The sequence below is a fragment of the Bacillus sp. FSL W8-0629 genome (assembly GCF_038593225.1).
Lineage (GTDB): Bacteria > Bacillota > Bacilli > Bacillales > Bacillaceae > Bacillus > Bacillus altitudinis.
This window is the reverse complement of record NZ_CP151975.1, coordinates 2,866,188-2,885,318: the sequence shown is the minus strand read 5'-3', so window position 1 is coordinate 2,885,318 and position 19,131 is coordinate 2,866,188. Positions and strand designations below refer to the sequence as shown.

At 41.1% G+C, this 19,131-nt stretch carries 17 protein-coding genes; 15 read left to right on the top strand and 2 right to left on the bottom strand.

Translation table 11 applies throughout. From position 1 onward, the window contains the following. Positions 1 to 28 precede the first annotated feature (28 nt). From NSQ17_RS15055 to NSQ17_RS15040, 4 genes are all read left to right on the top strand, one after another. Positions 29 to 1,201, top strand: coding sequence for an iron-containing alcohol dehydrogenase (locus tag NSQ17_RS15055; protein ID WP_039169723.1), 1,173 nt, complete (start codon positions 29 to 31; stop codon positions 1,199 to 1,201). A gap of 126 nt (positions 1,202 to 1,327) precedes the next feature. Further along, positions 1,328 to 2,683 (top strand): glucose-6-phosphate isomerase, encoded by a 1,356-nt coding sequence (locus NSQ17_RS15050; RefSeq protein WP_024719715.1) that lies wholly within the window; start codon positions 1,328 to 1,330, stop codon positions 2,681 to 2,683. 317 nt (positions 2,684 to 3,000) lie between these two features. Further along, on the top strand, positions 3,001 to 3,222 hold the full coding sequence (locus NSQ17_RS15045) for a spore germination protein (protein WP_047945338.1): 222 nt from the start codon (positions 3,001 to 3,003) through the stop codon (positions 3,220 to 3,222). 29 nt (positions 3,223 to 3,251) lie between these two features. Then, on the top strand, positions 3,252 to 3,653 hold the full coding sequence (locus tag NSQ17_RS15040; RefSeq protein WP_024719713.1) for a YugN-like family protein: 402 nt from the start codon (positions 3,252 to 3,254) through the stop codon (positions 3,651 to 3,653). Here NSQ17_RS15040 and NSQ17_RS15035 read toward each other — a convergent pair. Next, on the bottom strand, positions 3,650 to 4,636 hold the full coding sequence (locus tag NSQ17_RS15035) for a potassium channel family protein (RefSeq protein ID WP_039169718.1): 987 nt from the start codon (positions 4,634 to 4,636) through the stop codon (positions 3,650 to 3,652). The two genes, NSQ17_RS15040 and NSQ17_RS15035, sit on opposite strands and share 4 nt — an antisense overlap. Before the next feature lie 126 nt (positions 4,637 to 4,762). Between NSQ17_RS15035 and NSQ17_RS15030 the strand changes: the two genes are divergently transcribed. From NSQ17_RS15030 to NSQ17_RS15005, 6 genes are all read left to right on the top strand, one after another. Next, positions 4,763 to 4,987: a hypothetical protein gene (locus NSQ17_RS15030; protein ID WP_008345775.1), complete on the top strand. Its 225-nt coding sequence runs from the start codon at positions 4,763 to 4,765 to the stop codon at positions 4,985 to 4,987. A gap of 81 nt (positions 4,988 to 5,068) precedes the next feature. Next, a complete protein-coding gene (locus NSQ17_RS15025) occupies positions 5,069 to 5,743 on the top strand; it encodes a zinc metallopeptidase (RefSeq protein ID WP_024719711.1) in 675 nt (224 codons plus the stop codon). A 48-nt stretch (positions 5,744 to 5,791) separates the two neighbouring features. Then, a complete protein-coding gene (locus NSQ17_RS15020) occupies positions 5,792 to 7,084 on the top strand; it encodes a hemolysin family protein (RefSeq protein ID WP_024719710.1) in 1,293 nt (430 codons plus the stop codon). 136 nt (positions 7,085 to 7,220) lie between these two features. After that, positions 7,221 to 7,622 (top strand): secondary thiamine-phosphate synthase enzyme YjbQ, encoded by a 402-nt coding sequence (locus tag NSQ17_RS15015; protein ID WP_025207889.1) that lies wholly within the window; start codon positions 7,221 to 7,223, stop codon positions 7,620 to 7,622. A gap of 14 nt (positions 7,623 to 7,636) precedes the next feature. Then, entirely contained in the window at positions 7,637 to 8,668 is a 1,032-nt protein-coding gene (locus tag NSQ17_RS15010; protein WP_342467563.1) for a nitronate monooxygenase, read from the top strand. Positions 8,669 to 8,692: 24 nt separating this feature from the next. After that, positions 8,693 to 8,941, top strand: coding sequence for a hypothetical protein (locus tag NSQ17_RS15005; RefSeq protein WP_017358966.1), 249 nt, complete (start codon positions 8,693 to 8,695; stop codon positions 8,939 to 8,941). A 21-nt stretch (positions 8,942 to 8,962) separates the two neighbouring features. Here NSQ17_RS15005 and NSQ17_RS15000 read toward each other — a convergent pair whose 3' ends face one another. Continuing rightward, entirely contained in the window at positions 8,963 to 9,703 is a 741-nt protein-coding gene (locus NSQ17_RS15000; RefSeq protein WP_342467562.1) for a protein-glutamine gamma-glutamyltransferase, read from the bottom strand. Between the two features lie 156 nt (positions 9,704 to 9,859). Between NSQ17_RS15000 and NSQ17_RS14995 the strand changes: the two genes are divergently transcribed. The 5 genes from NSQ17_RS14995 to NSQ17_RS14975 all read left to right on the top strand — a co-directional run bounded on the left by NSQ17_RS14995 (position 9,860) and on the right by NSQ17_RS14975 (position 19,097). Further along, positions 9,860 to 11,851, top strand: a complete 1,992-nt coding sequence (locus NSQ17_RS14995; protein WP_041091814.1) for a methyl-accepting chemotaxis protein — start codon at positions 9,860 to 9,862, stop codon at positions 11,849 to 11,851. Positions 11,852 to 11,977: 126 nt separating this feature from the next. Continuing rightward, entirely contained in the window at positions 11,978 to 13,966 is a 1,989-nt protein-coding gene (locus NSQ17_RS14990) for a methyl-accepting chemotaxis protein (RefSeq protein WP_274660895.1), read from the top strand. A gap of 181 nt (positions 13,967 to 14,147) precedes the next feature. Next, complete coding sequence (locus NSQ17_RS14985; RefSeq protein WP_041507691.1) at positions 14,148 to 16,124, top strand: methyl-accepting chemotaxis protein; 1,977 nt, start codon at positions 14,148 to 14,150, stop codon at positions 16,122 to 16,124. 369 nt (positions 16,125 to 16,493) lie between these two features. Then, positions 16,494 to 18,482 (top strand): methyl-accepting chemotaxis protein, encoded by a 1,989-nt coding sequence (locus NSQ17_RS14980; protein ID WP_342467561.1) that lies wholly within the window; start codon positions 16,494 to 16,496, stop codon positions 18,480 to 18,482. A gap of 90 nt (positions 18,483 to 18,572) precedes the next feature. After that, on the top strand, positions 18,573 to 19,097 hold the full coding sequence (locus NSQ17_RS14975) for a type 1 glutamine amidotransferase domain-containing protein (RefSeq protein WP_008344162.1): 525 nt from the start codon (positions 18,573 to 18,575) through the stop codon (positions 19,095 to 19,097). Positions 19,098 to 19,131: the final 34 nt, after the last annotated feature.

The following is a 19,131-nucleotide window of genomic DNA, read 5'->3' as shown; positions in this document are numbered from 1 at the left end:
ATAAATGTTTTAAGGAGATGTAGAACAGATGGAAAACTTTATTTACTATAATCCAACGAAATTGATGTTTGGAAAAGGACAACTAGACGGACTAAAAAGCGAACTCGCTCGTTATGGAAAGCGAGTGCTTCTTGTATATGGTGGAGGCAGTATTAAGAAAAATGGTCTTTATGATAAGGTTATCAGCGCTTTAAATGAAGCAGAGGCTGACGTATTTGAACTGTCAGGAGTCGAACCGAACCCTCGTCTCACTACAGTGCAAAAAGGGATCGACATTTGCCAAAATGAGAACATTGATTTCTTATTAGCAGTTGGTGGGGGAAGTGTCATCGACTGTACAAAAGCCATTGCAGCTGGAGCAGAATATGACGGGGATGTTTGGGACATTATCTCAAAGAAAACAACCGCTCAAAAAGCATTGCCGTTTGGCACAGTGCTGACACTTGCGGCAACTGGTTCAGAAATGAATCCAGACTCTGTTATCACAAACTGGGAAACAAATGAAAAGTACGTGTGGGGCAGTTCAGTCACGCACCCTGCTTTTTCAATTTTAGATCCTGAGCACACATATTCTGTGCCAGAGAATCAAACGGTGTATGGCATGGTTGATATGATGAGCCATGTATTTGAACAATACTTCCATAATGTCAAAAACACGCCTCTACAAGATCGGATGTGTTTTGCTGTTCTTCAAACAGTCATCGAGACAGCACCAAAGCTACTTGAAGACTTACAAAACTATGAGCACCGTGAAACCATCCTTTATGCAGGAACAATTGCTTTAAATGGCACGCTGCAAATGGGCTATTTTGGCGACTGGGCATCACATACGATTGAGCATGCAGTATCAGCAGTCTATGACATTCCGCATGCAGGTGGACTTGCGATCCTCTTCCCAAACTGGATGCGTCATACACTTGATCACAATGTCGAACGTTTTAAAAACCTCATGTTGAACATGTTTGACATTGAGACAGAAGGAAAATCGGATCGTGACATCGCATTAGAAGGAATTGACAAGCTATCAGCCTTCTGGACAAGCCTCGGTGCACCGAGCCGTTTAGCGGATTATGATATTGGTGAAGATCAACTGGACAAAATTGCTGACATCGCAGCAAAAGAAATGGAATATGGTGGTTTTGGTAACTTTATGAAACTTGGCCGTGATGACATTTTAGCGATTTTGAAAGCTTCTCTATAATTTGGATGGCCGCTTCTCTTCATGAGGAGCGGCTTTTTGCTGCATCAATGACGATCACTTGATTTCAATAGCTAGTTCCGCTAAAGTGAAAGGGATAGAACTAACGTAATGGAGGGCTTACAAGCGATGACACATATTCAATTTGACTACTCGAAAGCGTTACCTTTCTTTCAAGAACATGAGCTTACATATCTAAAAGATTTTGTGAAGGTGGCCCATCATAATATTCATGAACAAACGGGTACTGGCAGTGATTATTTAGGCTGGGTTGACTTACCGAAGCAATATGATCGCGAAGAATTTGCCCGCATTAAAAAAAGTGCAGAAAAGATTAAATCTGATTCTGATGTATTACTCGTTGTTGGAATTGGTGGTTCTTATCTTGGCGCACGTGCGGCCATTGAGTTTTTAAACCATTCTTTCTATAATAGTTTGCCAAAAGGCAAACGCAAAACACCGCAAATCATCTTTATTGGAAACAACATCAGTTCTTCTTATTTAACAGATGTAATGGATCTGCTAGAAGATGCCGATTTCTCCATTAACGTGATTTCAAAATCTGGTACAACTACAGAGCCAGCCATTGCGTTCCGTATCTTTAAAAAGCTCCTTATCGAAAAATATGGTGCTGAAGAAGCGAAAAAACGCATCTATGCAACAACTGACAAGGCACGCGGCGCACTCAAAACATTAGCAACTGAAGAAGGCTATGAATCATTTATCATCCCTGATGACGTCGGTGGACGCTATTCCGTCTTAACAGCAGTTGGTCTATTGCCAATCGCTGTAAGCGGTGCAGACATTGATCAAATGATGGAAGGTGCTGCGAAAGCAAGTGAAGACTTCGCTTCATCTGAGCTCTCAGAAAATGCGGCTTACCAATATGCGGTTGTCCGTAATGTTCTTTACAATAAAGGACGGACAATTGAAATGCTGATTAACTATGAGCCAGGCTTACAGTACTTTGCGGAGTGGTGGAAGCAGTTATTCGGCGAAAGTGAAGGGAAAGATGAAAAAGGAATCTATCCTTCATCTGCGAACTTCTCAACAGATCTTCATTCACTTGGTCAATATGTACAAGAAGGAAGAAGAGACTTGTTTGAAACCATCGTGAATGTAGACAAGCCACGACATGAACTTGTCATCGAAGCAGAAGAACAAGACCTTGATGGGTTAAACTATCTTGCAGGAAAAACGGTTGATTTCGTCAATAAAAAAGCATTTGAAGGCACAATGCTTGCTCATACGGATGGAAAAGTACCGAACCTGATTGTGACAATTCCTGAAATGGATGCTTATACATTCGGATATCTCGTGTACTTCTTTGAAAAAGCATGTGCGATGTCTGGGTATTTACTAGGCGTCAATCCATTCGACCAGCCTGGAGTAGAAGCGTATAAAGTGAACATGTTTGCTTTATTAGGAAAACCGGGCTTCGAAGAGAAAAAGGCAGAACTTGAGAGCCGTCTCAAACAATCATAAGAATAAAAGGCACATCTTTTCATAAGATGTGCCTCAGATTGTTGACAAAGGGCTAAAATGAACTGTATTTTAGCCCTTTGTTTTCTTTTTAGCGTGATAGAAAACCTTTGAAGTCTAGGAAGGACGAGCACTGGAGCGGAGCGAATTTGACATTCGTGAGCACCAGTGCGCAGGACTGACAACGAATGCGAGGGTTTGTCTACACGCTAAGGCACATCTTTGCATAAGGTGTGCCTTTTTTTATGTTCTCATGGTGTCAGTGCAAGCCTCCCTAAGCTCTGTACATAGAATAATCAATGGAGGAGGTTGATGAAGCAATGAGAACAAATCATATTTATATCCATGACATTTCCGGGCAGGCCATCGTTAACTTTGGGAATGTTGGACGGATTTGTCCAATGAGTGCTACGAAAGAAACATCAGGAGCGGGCAGTGCGAACGAGACAAATGCATCATCATCCAGCCAAAGCTTATTTGATGCTGCTTTTACAAACAATGTGCAAATCACGAAAGGCAAATGTATGAATTCCTCTCTTTAACGAACCCTATACAAAAAGGAGGGTTCTGTATGATTCATGTACCATCTAGGCTGACTGGTGAAAGCTTTTCACTGTACCATTTAGAAGAAAACATGAAGCCGCTCGGATATGTCATTAATGGGAATTGGGATTATGATCATGGATATTTTGATTATAAAATTGACAACCGTGACGGCTATACCTTTCTCAGAGTTCCGTTTACAGCCGAGAAAGGACAGCTGGATCAGCCAGGCGTTGTGGTGAAAATGGGACATCCATTTCTCTTAAAGCATGTCTATCAAGATAAATTAGATGACCATGCGATGGTTGGAAATGTAGGGGCATCTTTTAACCAATTCCAAGAACCGAAAGAGAAAGACGGAGATGTGTCAAAGGCTTATGCCGAAATTGGCTTTTCACTCGTCAAAGAATTAGAAGATGTACTGCTTTAAAAGCTGATCAGCTCATCCTCTGGATGAAGCTCATATCCAAAAGGAGGATTCATCATGGGTCCTTCTTTTTTTTGTACGCCTACAATGATCACATGATGCTCTAAAAAGTGATGAAGTGCCGTTAAGAATGTCTCTCCAGCTAATGAAGCTGGTACTGGAATGATAGTGATCTGTTTATGGAGGGTCATGTTTCTTTTTATTTTTAACGCCATGAGCTGTTCTTTTAAAAGAAAATGCTCCACCATTAAATGATTCACGGCATCAGAAGTATGGATGACTTGATTGGCGCCAGCCCGCTCAGCATTTTTCACATAGCGATCGGTTAAAATTTCAATTAAACAATATAACGAAGGATTTAATCCTTTTGCCGCAAGCAAGGTTAAGACACTCTGCATATCAGCCGTCACTTCATTTTCATGCTGGTCGGCAGTAATCATCAATGTATCAGCACTCATAATATTTGCTCTGCGAAGTGTGGCATCCTCTGTACCATGGCCTTTAATAAAATGGACATTCTCTAAAAGAGGTCCTTCCTTTAAGGAATCATCAATGAGTACAATCGGCATGGCGGGATCAATGGTTTGAAACGATTGAAGCAGTTTGTTCGTTTTCTCATTCCAGCCAACGATAATGACATGTCCTTTCCCCTTAAAAGCCACCTTCCCCTCTACATAATGGTGCTGTTTGCTAAATACAGCGGCAGCAAGCGTGGCAAAATATGCAGTGACAAAGCTGGCGCCGATCAAAATAAGCGCCATCCCTGCTACTTGCCCAGGCATGGTTTGCGGCACAAAATCACCATAGCCGACCGTCGCGACTGTAATGAGAGCCCACCAGATCCCATCAAAGATCGTATGATACTGCTTTGGTTCAAGTATGACGATTAATTGTCCAAAAAAGAGAAGCAAGAAACAGATGATGATCGCAATGCGAACATAAAGAGGCCATCTTAGCCAGGCAATGAAGATACGGTTTGATTTCATCGAACTCGTCCTTTCAGGGAGACTGCTAATGTCAGTATGCCCGATTAGGAAACAATTTTTCATCATCGTCATGTATTGAAACAGAACCCATATCTTAAAATAAGAGAGAAGAAGGAGGGAATGCGAATGTCGTTTGTTCAAAAGACCGTACTTCTTTTTATTGGCGCACACTTTTTATCATCTGCGGTGATTTTACTCGTGTTTGATTTAAATGCGGTGAACCATTTTATGAATGATTTTTCGTGGCTTCGTTTTTTTCAAGACCTATATGGAACGGTGACATTTTATACAGCATGCATCGGAATGTTCTTCTTTTTCATTGGTGTAGTGATTCCCCTTAAAAAGACCTAGTGCTTTTTGCTGTACACGTTACATAAAAGTCATTAAAATTGTAAATAAATATATAAAATAAAAAGGAAGCTGATGAGCATGCTGTTTTTTTATTTTTTAACATTTGCCGCATTGGGATTGTCTTTTTGGGCACAATTTAAAGTAAAGAATAATTTTGAAAAGTATTCAAAGGTTGAAGCTGCCAGTATGAAAACAGGTGCTGAAACCGCTCGATATATTTTAGATCGCAACGGGTTATACGATGTACCCGTTGAACCGGTAAGAGGAACTTTGACTGATCATTACGACCCGACGCAGCGTGTGGTTCGTTTATCTGAACCAGTGTATTATGGCCATTCCATTTCGGCCATTTCAGTCGCATCACACGAGGTTGGACATGCCTTGCAGCATCAGGAATCCTATGGTGCGCTTGTCTTGAGACATAAGATCTTCCCTGTCGTGAACTTTGCATCTGGTGTTGCCCCGCTTCTTTTCCTAGGTGGATTATTGCTCGGCAGCCTTAACTTAATCGGGCTTGGGATCGTTCTGTTCTCAGCTGCTGTGTTCTTTCAGCTAGTGACATTGCCTGTTGAGTTTAACGCAAGTTCTCGTGCAAAGAATATCATTGTTTCAGAAGGAATCATTAGAAGCAGTGAAGAAAGAGGCGTGAACAAGGTGTTAAATGCCGCAGCTCTTACGTACGTAGCAGCGGCCCTTGTCTCCCTGTTTGAATTGCTCCGTTTTGTAATGATCTTCCTAAATGGCCGTAATGATTAATTGACGCCAGAGGAGGTGAGCCCTTACCCGTGTTAGGTAAGGGTTTTTTTGTATATTTTAAACGTATTTTTAGTCCTATTACTCATTGCTGCGACAGCATTTTTTGTTGTCACTGAATTTGCGATTGTGAAAATTAGAGGCTCAAAAATCAATCAGCTGATTGAAAGCGGTGATAAGAGAGCCATTCATGTTCAAAAACTGACAACCAACCTTGATGAATATTTATCTGCCTGTCAGCTTGGCATTACCATCACGGCATTAGGCTTAGGGTGGTTAGGGGAGCCGACAGTGGAACATTTCCTGCATCCGCTTTTTGAAAAGGCAGGGCTTCATTCCGCTTTGACAGACATCATATCGTTTATCATTGCCTTTGTGATCATTACGTTTTTGCATGTTGTCGTTGGGGAACTTGCTCCCAAAACGATTGCCATTCAAAAGGCAGAAGCCGTCAGTCTTGTGACGGCAAAACCTCTTATTTTTTTCTATAAAGTCATGTACCCGTTTATTAAAGCATTAAATGGGGCTGCACGAGGCATTGTGAAATTATTTGGTTTTCATTCTGTCAAAGAACATGAAGTGGCGATCAGTGAGGAAGAATTGCGTCTCATCCTGTCTGAAAGCTACGAAAAGGGCGAGATCAACCAATCTGAATACAAATATGTCAATAAAATATTTGAATTTGATAACCGAGTGGCGAGAGAGATCATGATCCCGCGCACAGAAATCTCTGCCATTGAAATTGAACAGAGCCTGGAAGACGTGACGCATTATATGCTGAACGAAAGGTATACACGTTATCCTGTCATTAAAGAAGACAAAGATCATGTCATTGGTGTGATCAATAGCAAAGACGTATTTAAAGCAAGTTTTCTCAACCAAGAGGTGTCCATTGAAGACTTAATGCGCCCTGTCATTCGTGTCATTGAAAGTACACCGATTCAAGAACTGTTGATTTTGATGCAAAAGGAACGGATTCATATGTCGGTGCTTGTAGATGAATACGGCGGAACAGCAGGTCTCGTCACAGTTGAAGACATATTAGAAGAAATTGTGGGCGAGATTCGAGATGAATATGATCAAGATGAAACCCCGCATATTGTGAAAAAAGGTGACTTCCACTATGTCATGGATGGGAAAGCTTTGATCGATGAAGTAAATGATTTATTGGATTTAGCGATTGAAAATGATGATGTTGATACAATTGCAGGCTGGATGATGACGCATAAAATTGATTTTGACATTGGAGATATCATTGAAGCAGAAGGCTGTGAATTTAAAATTGTCGATGCAGAAGATCATCATATTCGAACCATAGAAGTAAAAAAGGTTCACTTTTCCTAAAAACCTCGGAGCTATTGACGAGGTTTTTTTGCTTGGTAAACTTTAGGTAAGAAGATTTGTTTCTGCCAACCGGCAGTGATTGGTTTCACATAAAAAGGGTATGGTTTTATAGACATGATCAAAAGGAGCCAGTGAAATGAAAAAAATCAACGTACAAACAGACAAACACGATGACATGATAGACATTACCCATGAAGTTCAGCAATATGTCCGGGAAACTGGGATTCAAAACGGAACGGTTATGGTCTATTGTCCACATACGACGGCTGGAATCACCATTAATGAAAATGCCGACCCAGACGTCAAACGAGATATGCTGCGCCGGCTTGACGAAGTCTTTCCGTGGGAACATTCAAAAGATCGTCATATGGAAGGCAATACAGCAGCGCATATGAAAGCTAGTTATATGGGAGCATCTCAGCACGTTCTTGTCCATCATGGTGATCTTGTGCTTGGAACGTGGCAGGGAATCTATTTTTGTGAGTTTGACGGACCGAGACATCGTCACTTTTATGTACAGGTGTCATCTAACGAGTAAGGGCGGGGGAGAAGATGGGAGAATTCACAGCGTTACTTCAAATTGAACATGGCATCATTCAAGCACCAATGGCAGGAGGAGCGGTGACGCCGCAGCTTGTCGCCGCTGTTTCACAATATGGGGGTCTCGGCAGCTTAGCAAGTGGTTATGTACAGCCCGAAAAGATGAGGCAGCAAATCAGACAGGTCAAACAGCTGACATCTCGTCCATTTCAAGTGAATGTGTTTGTCCCTGAACCCATTTCAGAAACGAAAACAGAAGATGTATCATTTTGGACAGATCGGCTGCCTGTCATACCAGAAGCACAGATAATCCCTAGCGAAGAAGAATTATGGAAGGACTATGAACAAAAAATCAACATTCTTCAAGAAGAAGAAGTCCCAGCTGTGTCGTTTACATTTGCCGGTCCAAACGAACAAACCATTCATCACCTGAAACAAAAGGGGATCTTTCTCATCGGAACAGCTACAACAAAAAAAGAAGCACTGCTTTTAGAAGAAAAAGGAATGGATGCCATTGTTCTGCAAGGAAGCGAAGCAGGAGGGCATCGAGGCACCTTTTTACCTTCAAAGGGAGATGCTCTGCAGGGACTTTTCTGCCTGATCAGTGATGTCAGGTCTGTCTGTCATATCCCATTAATTGCCGCTGGAGGTATCACAGACAGGACCACTATGAAAGCTGCACTAGCACTTGGAGCAGATGCGGTTCAAATAGGGACACGATTTTTAGCGAGTCAAGAAAGTGCTGCGGCAGATGTGTACAAAAAGGCGCTGTTACAGGCAGAAGGCAGTGAAACAGCGATGACACGGCTTTTCTCTGGAAAAAAAGCCAGAGGTATTGTCAATCAGTGGATGGAGGAAGAAAGACGAAATGAAGACCGGGTTCTTCCCTATCCTATACAGCATGTATGGACAACACCGATGCGAAAAGCGGCAGCTGCTACAGGAAACCCAGAACAAATGGCTCTTTGGGCAGGTCAGGGGGTTGGCCGTATTCATTCCATTTTAACCGTTGAAGAGATCATGCATGAACTCACGCAGATATAATTTGATGATGGGTGGTGTGACAGGATGGAAATCTTAAAACATTCATATCGGAAAAAAGGACAAATTGAATTTCTATTTGATGATTTTCCGCACTCCCCTGCCGTTCTTACCCCCATTCGTCATTACTATTTTGTTCGTTATGTGAAATGGAATCAGCACGACCCTCCAGTCACAAGAAACGATCTAGAAGAAATGGAAATCCTAGCAAACACAATGCTTGGCACGCTCCATGATTACCGCAAACGCAAGGCATACAAAGGCCCCTTGTCATAACCTATAGACAAGAGGCCTTTTTTAGCTGCCAAACATTTGCCTGAGATAAATAACATCCATCCTAGTAGTCTGCGGCAGTAAATAAGCGGACTGAACCGCCCCTGGCCGTCTTCTGGCATTTAATTTATCGATAATCTCTGCAGCTGTTAAGATCCCAAGCCCATGCCCATAATATTGATCTTCCCCTAAGTAAATCACATTTTCTCCGCGCCATTGAGACTGTTGATAGCTAAACTCTGGATTCTCGAAATATAGGCAATCCCCATAAATAAAATCATTTCCGCGCTCTGTATAAATGGACAATGTATCATAGTGCCAGTCATACAGGGTTAAACTTCTAAGTCTTCGATTGAACTTCTCGTCTCCTACCGTTTGCAAGACTCCCATATAAAACACAATGACAATCGCTGTGGCACATTCAAAGGCATATTTTGAGCCATTTTCAAAGATGTCTTTAATCCCCGTAGATGGCTCGACTTGATAGCGCAGTTCTAACGCTCCGGCCTCTGATACACGCCAATAGGCGTCATTCGCACGGGACCTTTGAAAGATAGCAAATGAGGCACCGCTCTTGTTCAAATCTCTTGCTGCATTCATGATATTCGATCTTAAAGTCACCTCAAATAACAAATCAGATGCCTGCCTATAACGGAACGTATCATTTGAGGCCTGTAACTGCATCAAAATGACCCGCTTTTGTCCTTCTAGCTGAAACGATGCCAGCTGCTCATTTGTCACTGGCTGTCCTGAAAGGATAATCATATGAAAAGCGCCCCCTTTTGTATTAGCGTATGCGGGATGCTTGGGCAAGGAATCAATTTGTGAAAATAAACAAAAAGTCATCCTTTTTATTTGAAAAACATGAAAATAATATGAAGCTGTCCGATATAAAACATAACGTTTAAAAGGAGGAAAAACATGAAAAGTATCATAAAATGGTTGAAAAAACCATCGATTTCTAAAAGGCTGATTATTTCATTCACACTTGTTCTCGTCTTGCCTATCATTACACTCAGTACGATTTCATATCAGATTGCCAAAGAAGAATTAGATCATGAAATCATGTACGGAGCAAACGCAAGAGTCAATGAGCTGAATGACATGATCGAGCAAAAGCTTTTGAATAAGGAGAACGCAGTCAAACTGTTTACCGAAACATCCAGTGCTGCAGACTTTAAAAAGAAAAACCAGGACGAACTGTATGAGCATTTTGAGATATACAGTAAAATCAATGAAGACGATGTGGTTGGGTTTTATGCAGCAAGTAAAAATCGTGACTTTATTCAGTTCCCTAAAGTGGACATGCCAAAAGGCTATGATCCAACAACTCGTGATTGGTATAAAGCGGCGATGCAGGACGAAAAAGGTGAACCTGTGGTCACCAATCCATACATCTCTGCCACAACAAACGGCATGGTTGTCACAATCGCTCAGCGTCTGAAGGACGGGTCGGGAGCCATTGGGATTGATATTGATGTTCAGGATATCGTCGATAAAATCAAAGATATTAAAATTGGACGAGAAGGATATCCAATTATTGCAAATAAAAATAAACAGATTGTCGCTCATCCAGAAGAAAAATCAGGATCTGCAGTGACTGGAAATATTTCATCAATCCTTTACAGCAGCAAAGAAGGAACATCAACTTATGAGAATAAAGGAGAGCAAAAACGTCTCGTTTTTGTGACAAATGATTTAACAGGTTGGAAAATTGCTGGAACGATGTTTGTATCAGAAACAGAAGAAGCAGCACAGCCAGTTTGGAATTCTGCCATTATTCTTTTAATTTCTTCTTTTATCCTTGGCGGTATTGCGATCTTCTTTATCGTTCGCTCCATCACAATTGGACTTAGAAGGCTTGTTGATTTCTCAGAAAAGGTGAGTGAAGGGGATCTAACGGAAACCCTCGAAACCAAATCGAAGGATGAAATAGGAGACCTCACAAGAAGCTTTAGTAAGATGAGTGAATCTTTGCGTGAAGTTATCCGAGCGGTCCAGCAATCTGTCGACAATGTAGCTTCAGCTTCAGAAGAGCTGACTGCTAGTGCCAGCCAAACAAGTCAGGCGACAGAGCATATCACCATGTCGATTGAACAATTCTCAAATGGGAATGAAGCACAAAATGAGAAAGTCGAATCTAGCACGAATCAGCTTGTCGCAATGAATGAAGGATTACAAGGTATGTCACAAACTTCATCAGAAGTGACTGCTGTCTCCATTCAATCGACAGAAGCGGCTGGACAAGGCGGACGTATCGTTGAAAGCACAGCGAATCAAATGAAACATATTGATACATCTGTACAAGAAGCCGAACAAGTCATGAAAGAATTAGAATACAAATCTAAAGATATTACGAGTATTTTAAATGTCATTAATGGCATCGCAGATCAAACGAATTTACTTGCACTCAATGCAGCCATAGAAGCAGCAAGAGCAGGTGAATCAGGGCGCGGTTTCTCTGTCGTAGCAGAGGAAGTCAGAAAACTAGCAGTCCAATCTGCAGATTCAGCGAAAGAAATTGAAAAGCTGATCCAAGAAATTGTGTTGGAAATTTCCAAATCTCAAGAGATGTTCAAAGCTGTCAACCGAGAAGTAAATGCAGGACTTGGGATGACAGAAGAAGCAAAAGAAAGCTTCCAAAACATCTATGAGGCGGCAGAAGGTATGTCGAAAAAACTCACTCAATTAAATGATACAGCGGTTGACCTATCAAGCGGATCAAAACTTGTGTCACAAGCCATGCAAGAGATGCGTCAAGTTTCAAGAGAAAGTGCGGCGAACATTCAAGATATTGCGGCATCTGCTGAAGAACAATTGGCATCTATGGAAGAAATTTCGTCCTCTTCTGTCACACTTGCCAATATGGCTGAGGAACTAAAAGAGCTGACAAGTCAATTTAAAATTGATTAAAAAACGATGAAAAAATATCCAGAATTGTCTGGGTATTTTTTTTATTTTTAAACGTCATTTCCAGCCCTCTAAAAATAAACCTTTCATCCGATAATAACTTTAGAGAAGTAAAGGGGGAAAGAGAAAATGGGAAAAATGATCCAATGGTTCAAAAAACCATCCATTTCTAAAAAATTAGTTATTGCCTTTTTGGTAGTCCTCATACTGCCAACCGTCGCACTCACAATCAGTGCATTTTTCACATCAAAAACAGAGTTAGACAAGCAGATTATGGGCAGTGCAATGAGTCAGGTCAATGCATTTGATACCTTAATCGATGAGAATATTGGGAACAAGGCAGAGGCTGTGACTCTGTTTACAGATGATCTCAAAGCGGTTAATCTTCAAGAAAAAAATAGAAAAGCTACCATTAAAGAATTGCAGCAATATGGAAAAATTAATGAAAAAGATGTCTCAGCCATTTATGCAGGTTCAGAAAAGGGTTTGTTCATGCAATACCCAGTTCAAAAAATGCCTGAAGGCTATGACCCGCGAGAGCGTCCATGGTATCAAGAGGCCATGAGTGCTGATGGTAAACAAGTCATCACGAAGCCATATGTCGCAGCATCTACAGGTAAAATGGTCATCACCATTGCCCAAAAAACGAAAGATGGCTCAGGGGTGATTGGTCTTGATATGGAAATTGACAGCCTCATTCAAAAGCTAAAAGAAATCAAAATAGGTCAAAAAGGATATGCTTTCATCATGGAGAAGGATAAAACTGTGTTAGCAGATCCAACCCAAAAGCCAGGAAGCAAAGTCAATGAGAATTTGGCGAACATTATTTTTAAAAACAAACAAGGAAACGGTAGCTATACACTCAATGGAACAGATAAAAAGGTAGCTTATGTCACCAATGAACTAACCGGCTGGAAAATCGGCGGTACGATGCTCGTATCAGAAGTAGAGGATGCAGCTAAACCCGTTTTCAATACAGCCATTATTGTGTTCAGTGTGACACTGATCGTAGCAGGAACCCTCATCTTCTTTATTGTCCGCTCTATTTCAAATAGATTATCCAATCTGGCCCGTTTCTCGAAAAAGGTCAGCGATGGTGATTTACGTGATAAACTTCAGATTCAATCAGATGATGAAATAGGACAAGTTGGTAAAGGCTTTAATACGATGATTGACTCATTAAGATCCCTCATTGGTGCCGTCCAAACCTCCGTTGAAAATGTCGCTTCTTCATCAGAAGAACTGACCGCAAGCGCAGGACAAACAAGTAAAGCAACAGAGCATATTACATTGGCCATTGAACAATTCTCTACTGGTAACGAAAGCCAGAATGATAAAGTGGAATCAAGCTCAGAAGAGTTAGAAGAAATGAACAGAGGCCTTCAGCACATGAATGAGTCGGCTGAATCAATTACCGCTTCATCCATCAAATCAACAGAGATTGCAGGAGAAGGCGGACAGCTAGTAGAAAAAACAGCCTCTCAAATGAACGTGATTGATCAATCAGTGAAAAAAGCAGAGAATGTCATCAGTGCGCTAGAAAGCAAATCAAAAGATATTACCCAGATTCTTGGTGTCATTAATGGCATCGCAGATCAAACGAATTTACTTGCGCTGAATGCAGCAATTGAGGCAGCAAGAGCTGGTGAATCTGGTCGAGGTTTCTCCGTTGTAGCAGAAGAAGTAAGAAAACTTGCTGTTCAATCTGCCAACTCAGCGAAAGAAATTGAAAACTTAATCAAAGAAATCGTTCAAGATATTGATGTATCACAAGAAGTATTCACAGCAGTAAATCAAGAAGTTCAATCAGGATTAAGCTTTACTGAACAAACGAAAGTCAGCTTCCACAATATTTTCGACATGACCAAAGAAATCTCAGATCAGCTCCAAACAATGAATCGAACAGTTGTCCAGTTGTCAAAAGGATCTGCACATGTTTCTGAGGCTGTCCGTGAGATTGCAGACGTATCCCGTGAAAGCTCCGCCAATATTCAAGACATTGCGGCTTCAGCAGAAGAACAGCTGGCATCAATGGAAGAGATCAGCTCATCCTCTGCCACCCTTTCTTCAATGGCAGAAGAATTACGTGATTTGATTAGCAAATTTAAAGTCGAATAAACCAAATGAAAAGAACCTCCAGCTAGCTAGGGGGTTCTTTTTTTGAAGTGAGTAAATCGAAAGGAATAGGTAAATATGCTTATTTTGGTGGTTTTTTGAACATTACACCTTGAAAAATAATCCGTATTACCTAAGAATAGAGGGGGATGATCCCAAATCATAAACCAAAAGGAGTAGAGTCATGAAAAAAATCAACTTTTTTAAGCACTTTACGATGTCAAAGAAATTAATTACTGCATTCTTAGCGATTCTCCTAGTGCCCATTCTTGTGTTGGCCGCATTTTCCTATGAAGTGGCGTCTAAGTCTCTCAATGATGAGATTATGTCTAGCGCTGCAAATGGTGTGAATCAATTAAATGAACTGATCAATAAAGATGTACAGCCTAAAATTGATATTGTTTCATATTTATCTAAATCGGTGAAAAAAAAGGAACTGGCCTCTAAAAATAAGGATTTACTTAAGGTGAAATTAGAGCAACTATCGGAAACAGACGACGATGTCGTAGAAGTATTTGTTGCAGATCAGAATGGTAAACTAACTGAATATTCCGAGATTCATAAAGGCAGTGCCAAAAGCGCAAAAAATGAACCATGGTTTCAACAATCAATGGGAGATGACAAACTCATCATTTCAGATCCTTTTACAGACAAGTCATCAGATGACCTGCTCATCACAATATCAGAACAGTTAGCGGATGGTTCTGGTGTTATCGGCATAAATGTACGATTGAACACAATTGTGAAAGACACAAACAGCATCAAAATTGGTCAAGAAGGTTATGCGTTTGTTGCTACCTCAGACCAACGTTACATTGCTCATAAAACGGAAAAGGCCGGGACGAAACTGACAGGCGATTTCATCGAAAAAATGTATAACAATAAAAAAGGCAGTTTCGAATATGAATTCAACGGACAGCCGAAGCAAATGTTTTATGACACAAATGAAGCGACAGGCTGGAAGCTCGCGGGAACAATGTATGTCAACGAAGTGAAAGAAGCCGCGCAGCCAGTGCTTGACTTAACCATGATCATCCTAGCTGCTGCGATTGTCATCGGTGGAATCGCGATTTATTTTATTATTAAATCAATCCGAAAACCACTCATAGAGCTCTCTGAATCGGCTGAGAAAATCAGTCAGGGGGATCTTACCCAGCATATTGAGGTGCGCACACATGATGAAATCGGCAAACTTGCACAGAGCTTTAACGATATGTCGGCAAAGCTGAAACAAGTCATTCAAGCCGTCCAGAATTCAATTGAAAATGTTGCTGCCTCATCTGAAGAATTAACGGCTAGCGCAGGACAGACAGCCCAAGCAACTGAGCATATTACCTCATCTATTGAACAGTTCTCAAACAGCAATGAACATCAAAATGAGATGATTGAAAAAAGCTCTGTCCAGCTAAACGACATGGATCGCAGCTTATCACATATGGTCAACACGACTTCTCACATGATGGAATCATCTATCGAGTCTAGCAAAACCGCTCAGGCTGGTGGAGAGCTCGTTCAAAAAACAGCAGGTCAAATGCAAACGATTGAACAAGCAGTGAAAGAAGCAGAGCTTGTAATTGCAGGGCTAGAACAGAAATCTAAGGACATTACAAGCATTCTTGGAGTCATCAACGGCATTGCAGATCAGACGAACCTCCTCGCTTTAAATGCAGCGATAGAAGCCGCACGTGCAGGTGAGGCAGGAAGAGGCTTCTCTGTGGTCGCAGAAGAAGTCCGCAAGCTGGCAGAGCAATCAGGCAGCTCTTCAAAAGAAATTGAAAGCCTAACGAACGAAATTGTAGATGAAATTGAAAAGTCGCAGAAGATGTTTAGACAAGTAGCAGGTGAAGTTCAATCTGGATTAAACATTACAGATGAAACGAAAGTGAGTTTTGAGAAAATCACCCATAAGACATCAGAAATGACAGAACAAATGAAACAAATGAACGGATCAGCCCAAGAACTTTCTCATGGCTCAAACGATATTTCACAAGCAGTCAATCAAATCAAAGAGCTTTCACGTGAAAGTTCCGCAGGTTTCCAAGATATTGCGGCTTCAGCAGAAGAACAGCTGGCATCAATGGAAGAGATCAGCTCATCTTCCGCCACTTTATCTCAAATGGCAGAAGAACTGAGAGAGCTCATCAAACAATTTAAAATATAAGAGTCATAGTAGAACCCCTGACGTTTTGACGTCAGGGGTTTCAGCGTATAGACAAACCCTCGCATTCGGTGTCAGTCCTGCGTGCTGGTGCTCACGAATTCAAATTCGCTCCGCGCCAGTACTCGTCCTTCCTAGACTGCAAAGGTTTTCTATCACGCTGAAAAGAAGACAAAGGGCTAAAATAAAGTTCATTTTAGCCCTTTGTCAATAATCTGGAACACCTGACGTTTTGACGTCAGGTGTTTTTCCGTTATTTGCACATAATTTGGGTATTTTGGACTTATCTAGACTTTAATAAGTTAAAAAAGTAAAGAACCTAGTAGTACTTCCGATATATATACTATCTTACTAAAAGGAGTTTTCTTTTTTATGAATTTCATACAGTATTTCAAAAAACCATCGATATCAAAAAAGCTCGTTTTCTCTTTCTTATTTATTCTTTTATGCCCAATTATCGTATTGGCATTCTCTTCATATCATACGGCGAGCACCTCTTTAAATGATCAAATCATGCAAAGTGCAAAGGAAAATGTAGAACAGCTGGACAAAAACATTACGAAGGTTGTAAAAGTAAAAACAGACGCAGCCGATTTCTTTAGCAAATGGATTACGGAGAAAAAGCTGGGGCAAAAAGGAACGACTGATATTCAAGGACGCTTTGAGCAGTTCATGAGCATGAATGATGACACAGAAGGCATCTTTGTTGCTTCAAGTGATGGAAAAGTGTTCTCAAGATATCCTAATCAAAAAATGCCTGCTGATTATGTCGCAACTGAGCGGGATTGGTACAAAGATGGCTGGGCGAAAAACGGTGAGCTGTCTGTTTCCGCTCCATATCCAACCGCATCAACTGGTACGCTTGTTGTGACGATTTCTAAAAAACTAGAGGATGGTTCTGGTGTTATTGCCATGAACCTGGACATTGCGAATCTAGTAAAAGAGTCTAATAGTATCAATATTGGTAAAGAAGGTCATGCTTTTATCGGCAGCCCAGATCGAACATACGTGGCACACCCAACAAAAAAAGCAGGAACAAAATTAACAGGTGATTGGGTAGACAAGCTTTATACACAAGACAAAGGTTCAATGAGTTATATGTTTGAAGGAAAAGAAAAGCAAATGGAGTTCACAACAAACAAAGCGACTGGTTGGAAAATTGCCGGTACAATGTTTGTCAATGAAGTAGAAGAAGCGGCGCAGCCAGTTTTCAACATGGCGGCCATTATATTAGCTGGTGCGCTCATCATTGGCGGGATTCTCATCTTCTTTATCATCCGTTCTATTACAAAACCACTTTCCATGCTTGTCTCATCTTCTAAGAAGATTAGCGAAGGAGATTTAACAGAAAAAATTGATGTTAAATCAAAGGATGAAATTGGTCAGCTCGGTACAAGTTTTAATGAAATGAGTGAGTCACTCAGAGATGTCATTCAAGCTGTACAGACATCTGTTGAAAACGTGGCGTCATCGTCTGAAGAACTGACGGCAAGTGCAGGTCAAACGACAAAAGCAACCGAACACATTACATCATCCATTGAAACATTCTCGAACGGAAACGAAAATCAAAGTGAAATGGTGGAACAAAGTGCAGCCCACTTGAAACAAATGAACGAAGGGCTAAATGAAGTTGCACAAACATCTGATGTCATTACAGAATCATCGGTTCAATCAAAAACAGTCGCAGAAACAGGTGGACAGCTTGTTGAACAGACAGTTGGCCAAATGAAAACGATTGATCATTCAGTGAAAGAAGCTGAAAGTGTGATCAACGGATTGGAGCATAAATCAAAAGATATCACCAACATTTTAGGTGTGATTAACGGTATAGCAGATCAAACGAATTTACTGGCACTGAATGCAGCCATTGAAGCAGCACGTGCGGGTGAGTCAGGCAGAGGCTTCTCGGTTGTAGCAGAAGAAGTCCGTAAGCTGGCGGTTCAATCATCAGATTCTGCAAAAGAGATTGAAAAACTCGTCAAAGAAATTGTCTCTGAAATAGAAACGTCTCAAAATATGTTCAAATCTGTGAATGAAGAAGTAAAAAATGGCCTATCAATTACAGACCAAACAAAAGAAAGCTTCTCACAAATCAATCAGCAAACGGCAGAAATTGCGACAAGAATCAATGAAATGAATACGACAGTTCGTGAGCTTTCAAAAGGATCTGAGCAAATTTCTAAAGCAGTGAATGAAATTGCAAATGTATCGAGAGAGAGTTCAGCAAGTATTCAAGATATCGCGGCATCAGCAGAAGAACAGCTGGCATCAATGGAAGAGATTAGTTCTTCTTCGACGACGCTTTCCCAAATGGCGGAAGAATTGCGTGACTTAATTAAAAAATTCAAGATCAGTGAATAATGGAAAGTGGTTCTCCTCAAGGGGAACCGCTTTTCTTTTTAAGAGATGATCTCGTACAATAGAGGAAATCCGAAGAAAAGGAGAGATGTTATGCGTTTATCAAATAAGAAGGTCATTGCGTTAGTCAGTGATGATTTTGAAGATTTAGAGCTATGGTATCCCGTTTTGCGATTAAGAGAAGAGGGGGCAACTGTCCATCTCGTAGGCGAAAAAGCAGATCATGAATATATCGGGAAGTACGGAGTGCCAGCTGTATCAGATGCAGACTTCTATTCCATTCAAGCAGATGATTATGATGCGGTTCTCGTTCCTGGGGGATGGGCACCGGATAAACTGCGCCGATATCCAGAAGTATTAGACATCGTTCGTACGTTTGATGCAAAGGGCAAACCGATCGGACAAATCTGTCATGCCGGATGGGTGCTCATTTCAGCTGGTATCCTGAAAGGTAAAAAAGTAACGAGTACACCTGGTATTAAAGATGATATGACGAATGCTGGAGCGGAATGGTTTGATGAAGCCGTTGTGACAGATGGTCATATTGTATCTAGCAGACGCCCGCCGGACCTTCCGCCATATGTGAAAGCATTTGCCGATGTATTAGCGGCAAACTAGATTCACACGAACAAACAAAGGGCTGTAAAACGCC

What these genes read in the sequence shown, in the direction of transcription:
- NSQ17_RS15030 (WP_008345775.1), top strand. Translation starts at nt 4,763, where the DNA reads ATGTCGTTTGTTCAAAAGACCGTACTTCTTTTTATTGGCGCACACTTT.
- NSQ17_RS15055 (WP_039169723.1), top strand. Translation starts at nt 29, where the DNA reads ATGGAAAACTTTATTTACTATAATCCAACGAAATTGATGTTTGGAAAA.
- NSQ17_RS15045 (WP_047945338.1), top strand. Translation starts at nt 3,001, where the DNA reads ATGAGAACAAATCATATTTATATCCATGACATTTCCGGGCAGGCCATC.
- NSQ17_RS14975 (WP_008344162.1), top strand. Translation starts at nt 18,573, where the DNA reads ATGCGTTTATCAAATAAGAAGGTCATTGCGTTAGTCAGTGATGATTTT.
- NSQ17_RS15005 (WP_017358966.1), top strand. Translation starts at nt 8,693, where the DNA reads ATGGAAATCTTAAAACATTCATATCGGAAAAAAGGACAAATTGAATTT.
- NSQ17_RS15035 (WP_039169718.1), bottom strand. Translation starts at nt 4,636, where the DNA reads ATGAAATCAAACCGTATCTTCATTGCCTGGCTAAGATGGCCTCTTTAT.
- NSQ17_RS15010 (WP_342467563.1), top strand. Translation starts at nt 7,637, where the DNA reads ATGGGAGAATTCACAGCGTTACTTCAAATTGAACATGGCATCATTCAA.
- NSQ17_RS14990 (WP_274660895.1), top strand. Translation starts at nt 11,978, where the DNA reads ATGGGAAAAATGATCCAATGGTTCAAAAAACCATCCATTTCTAAAAAA.
- NSQ17_RS14995 (WP_041091814.1), top strand. Translation starts at nt 9,860, where the DNA reads ATGAAAAGTATCATAAAATGGTTGAAAAAACCATCGATTTCTAAAAGG.
- NSQ17_RS15015 (WP_025207889.1), top strand. Translation starts at nt 7,221, where the DNA reads ATGAAAAAAATCAACGTACAAACAGACAAACACGATGACATGATAGAC.
- NSQ17_RS14985 (WP_041507691.1), top strand. Translation starts at nt 14,148, where the DNA reads ATGAAAAAAATCAACTTTTTTAAGCACTTTACGATGTCAAAGAAATTA.
- NSQ17_RS15040 (WP_024719713.1), top strand. Translation starts at nt 3,252, where the DNA reads ATGATTCATGTACCATCTAGGCTGACTGGTGAAAGCTTTTCACTGTAC.
- NSQ17_RS14980 (WP_342467561.1), top strand. Translation starts at nt 16,494, where the DNA reads ATGAATTTCATACAGTATTTCAAAAAACCATCGATATCAAAAAAGCTC.
- NSQ17_RS15050 (WP_024719715.1), top strand. Translation starts at nt 1,328, where the DNA reads ATGACACATATTCAATTTGACTACTCGAAAGCGTTACCTTTCTTTCAA.
- NSQ17_RS15000 (WP_342467562.1), bottom strand. Translation starts at nt 9,703, where the DNA reads ATGATTATCCTTTCAGGACAGCCAGTGACAAATGAGCAGCTGGCATCG.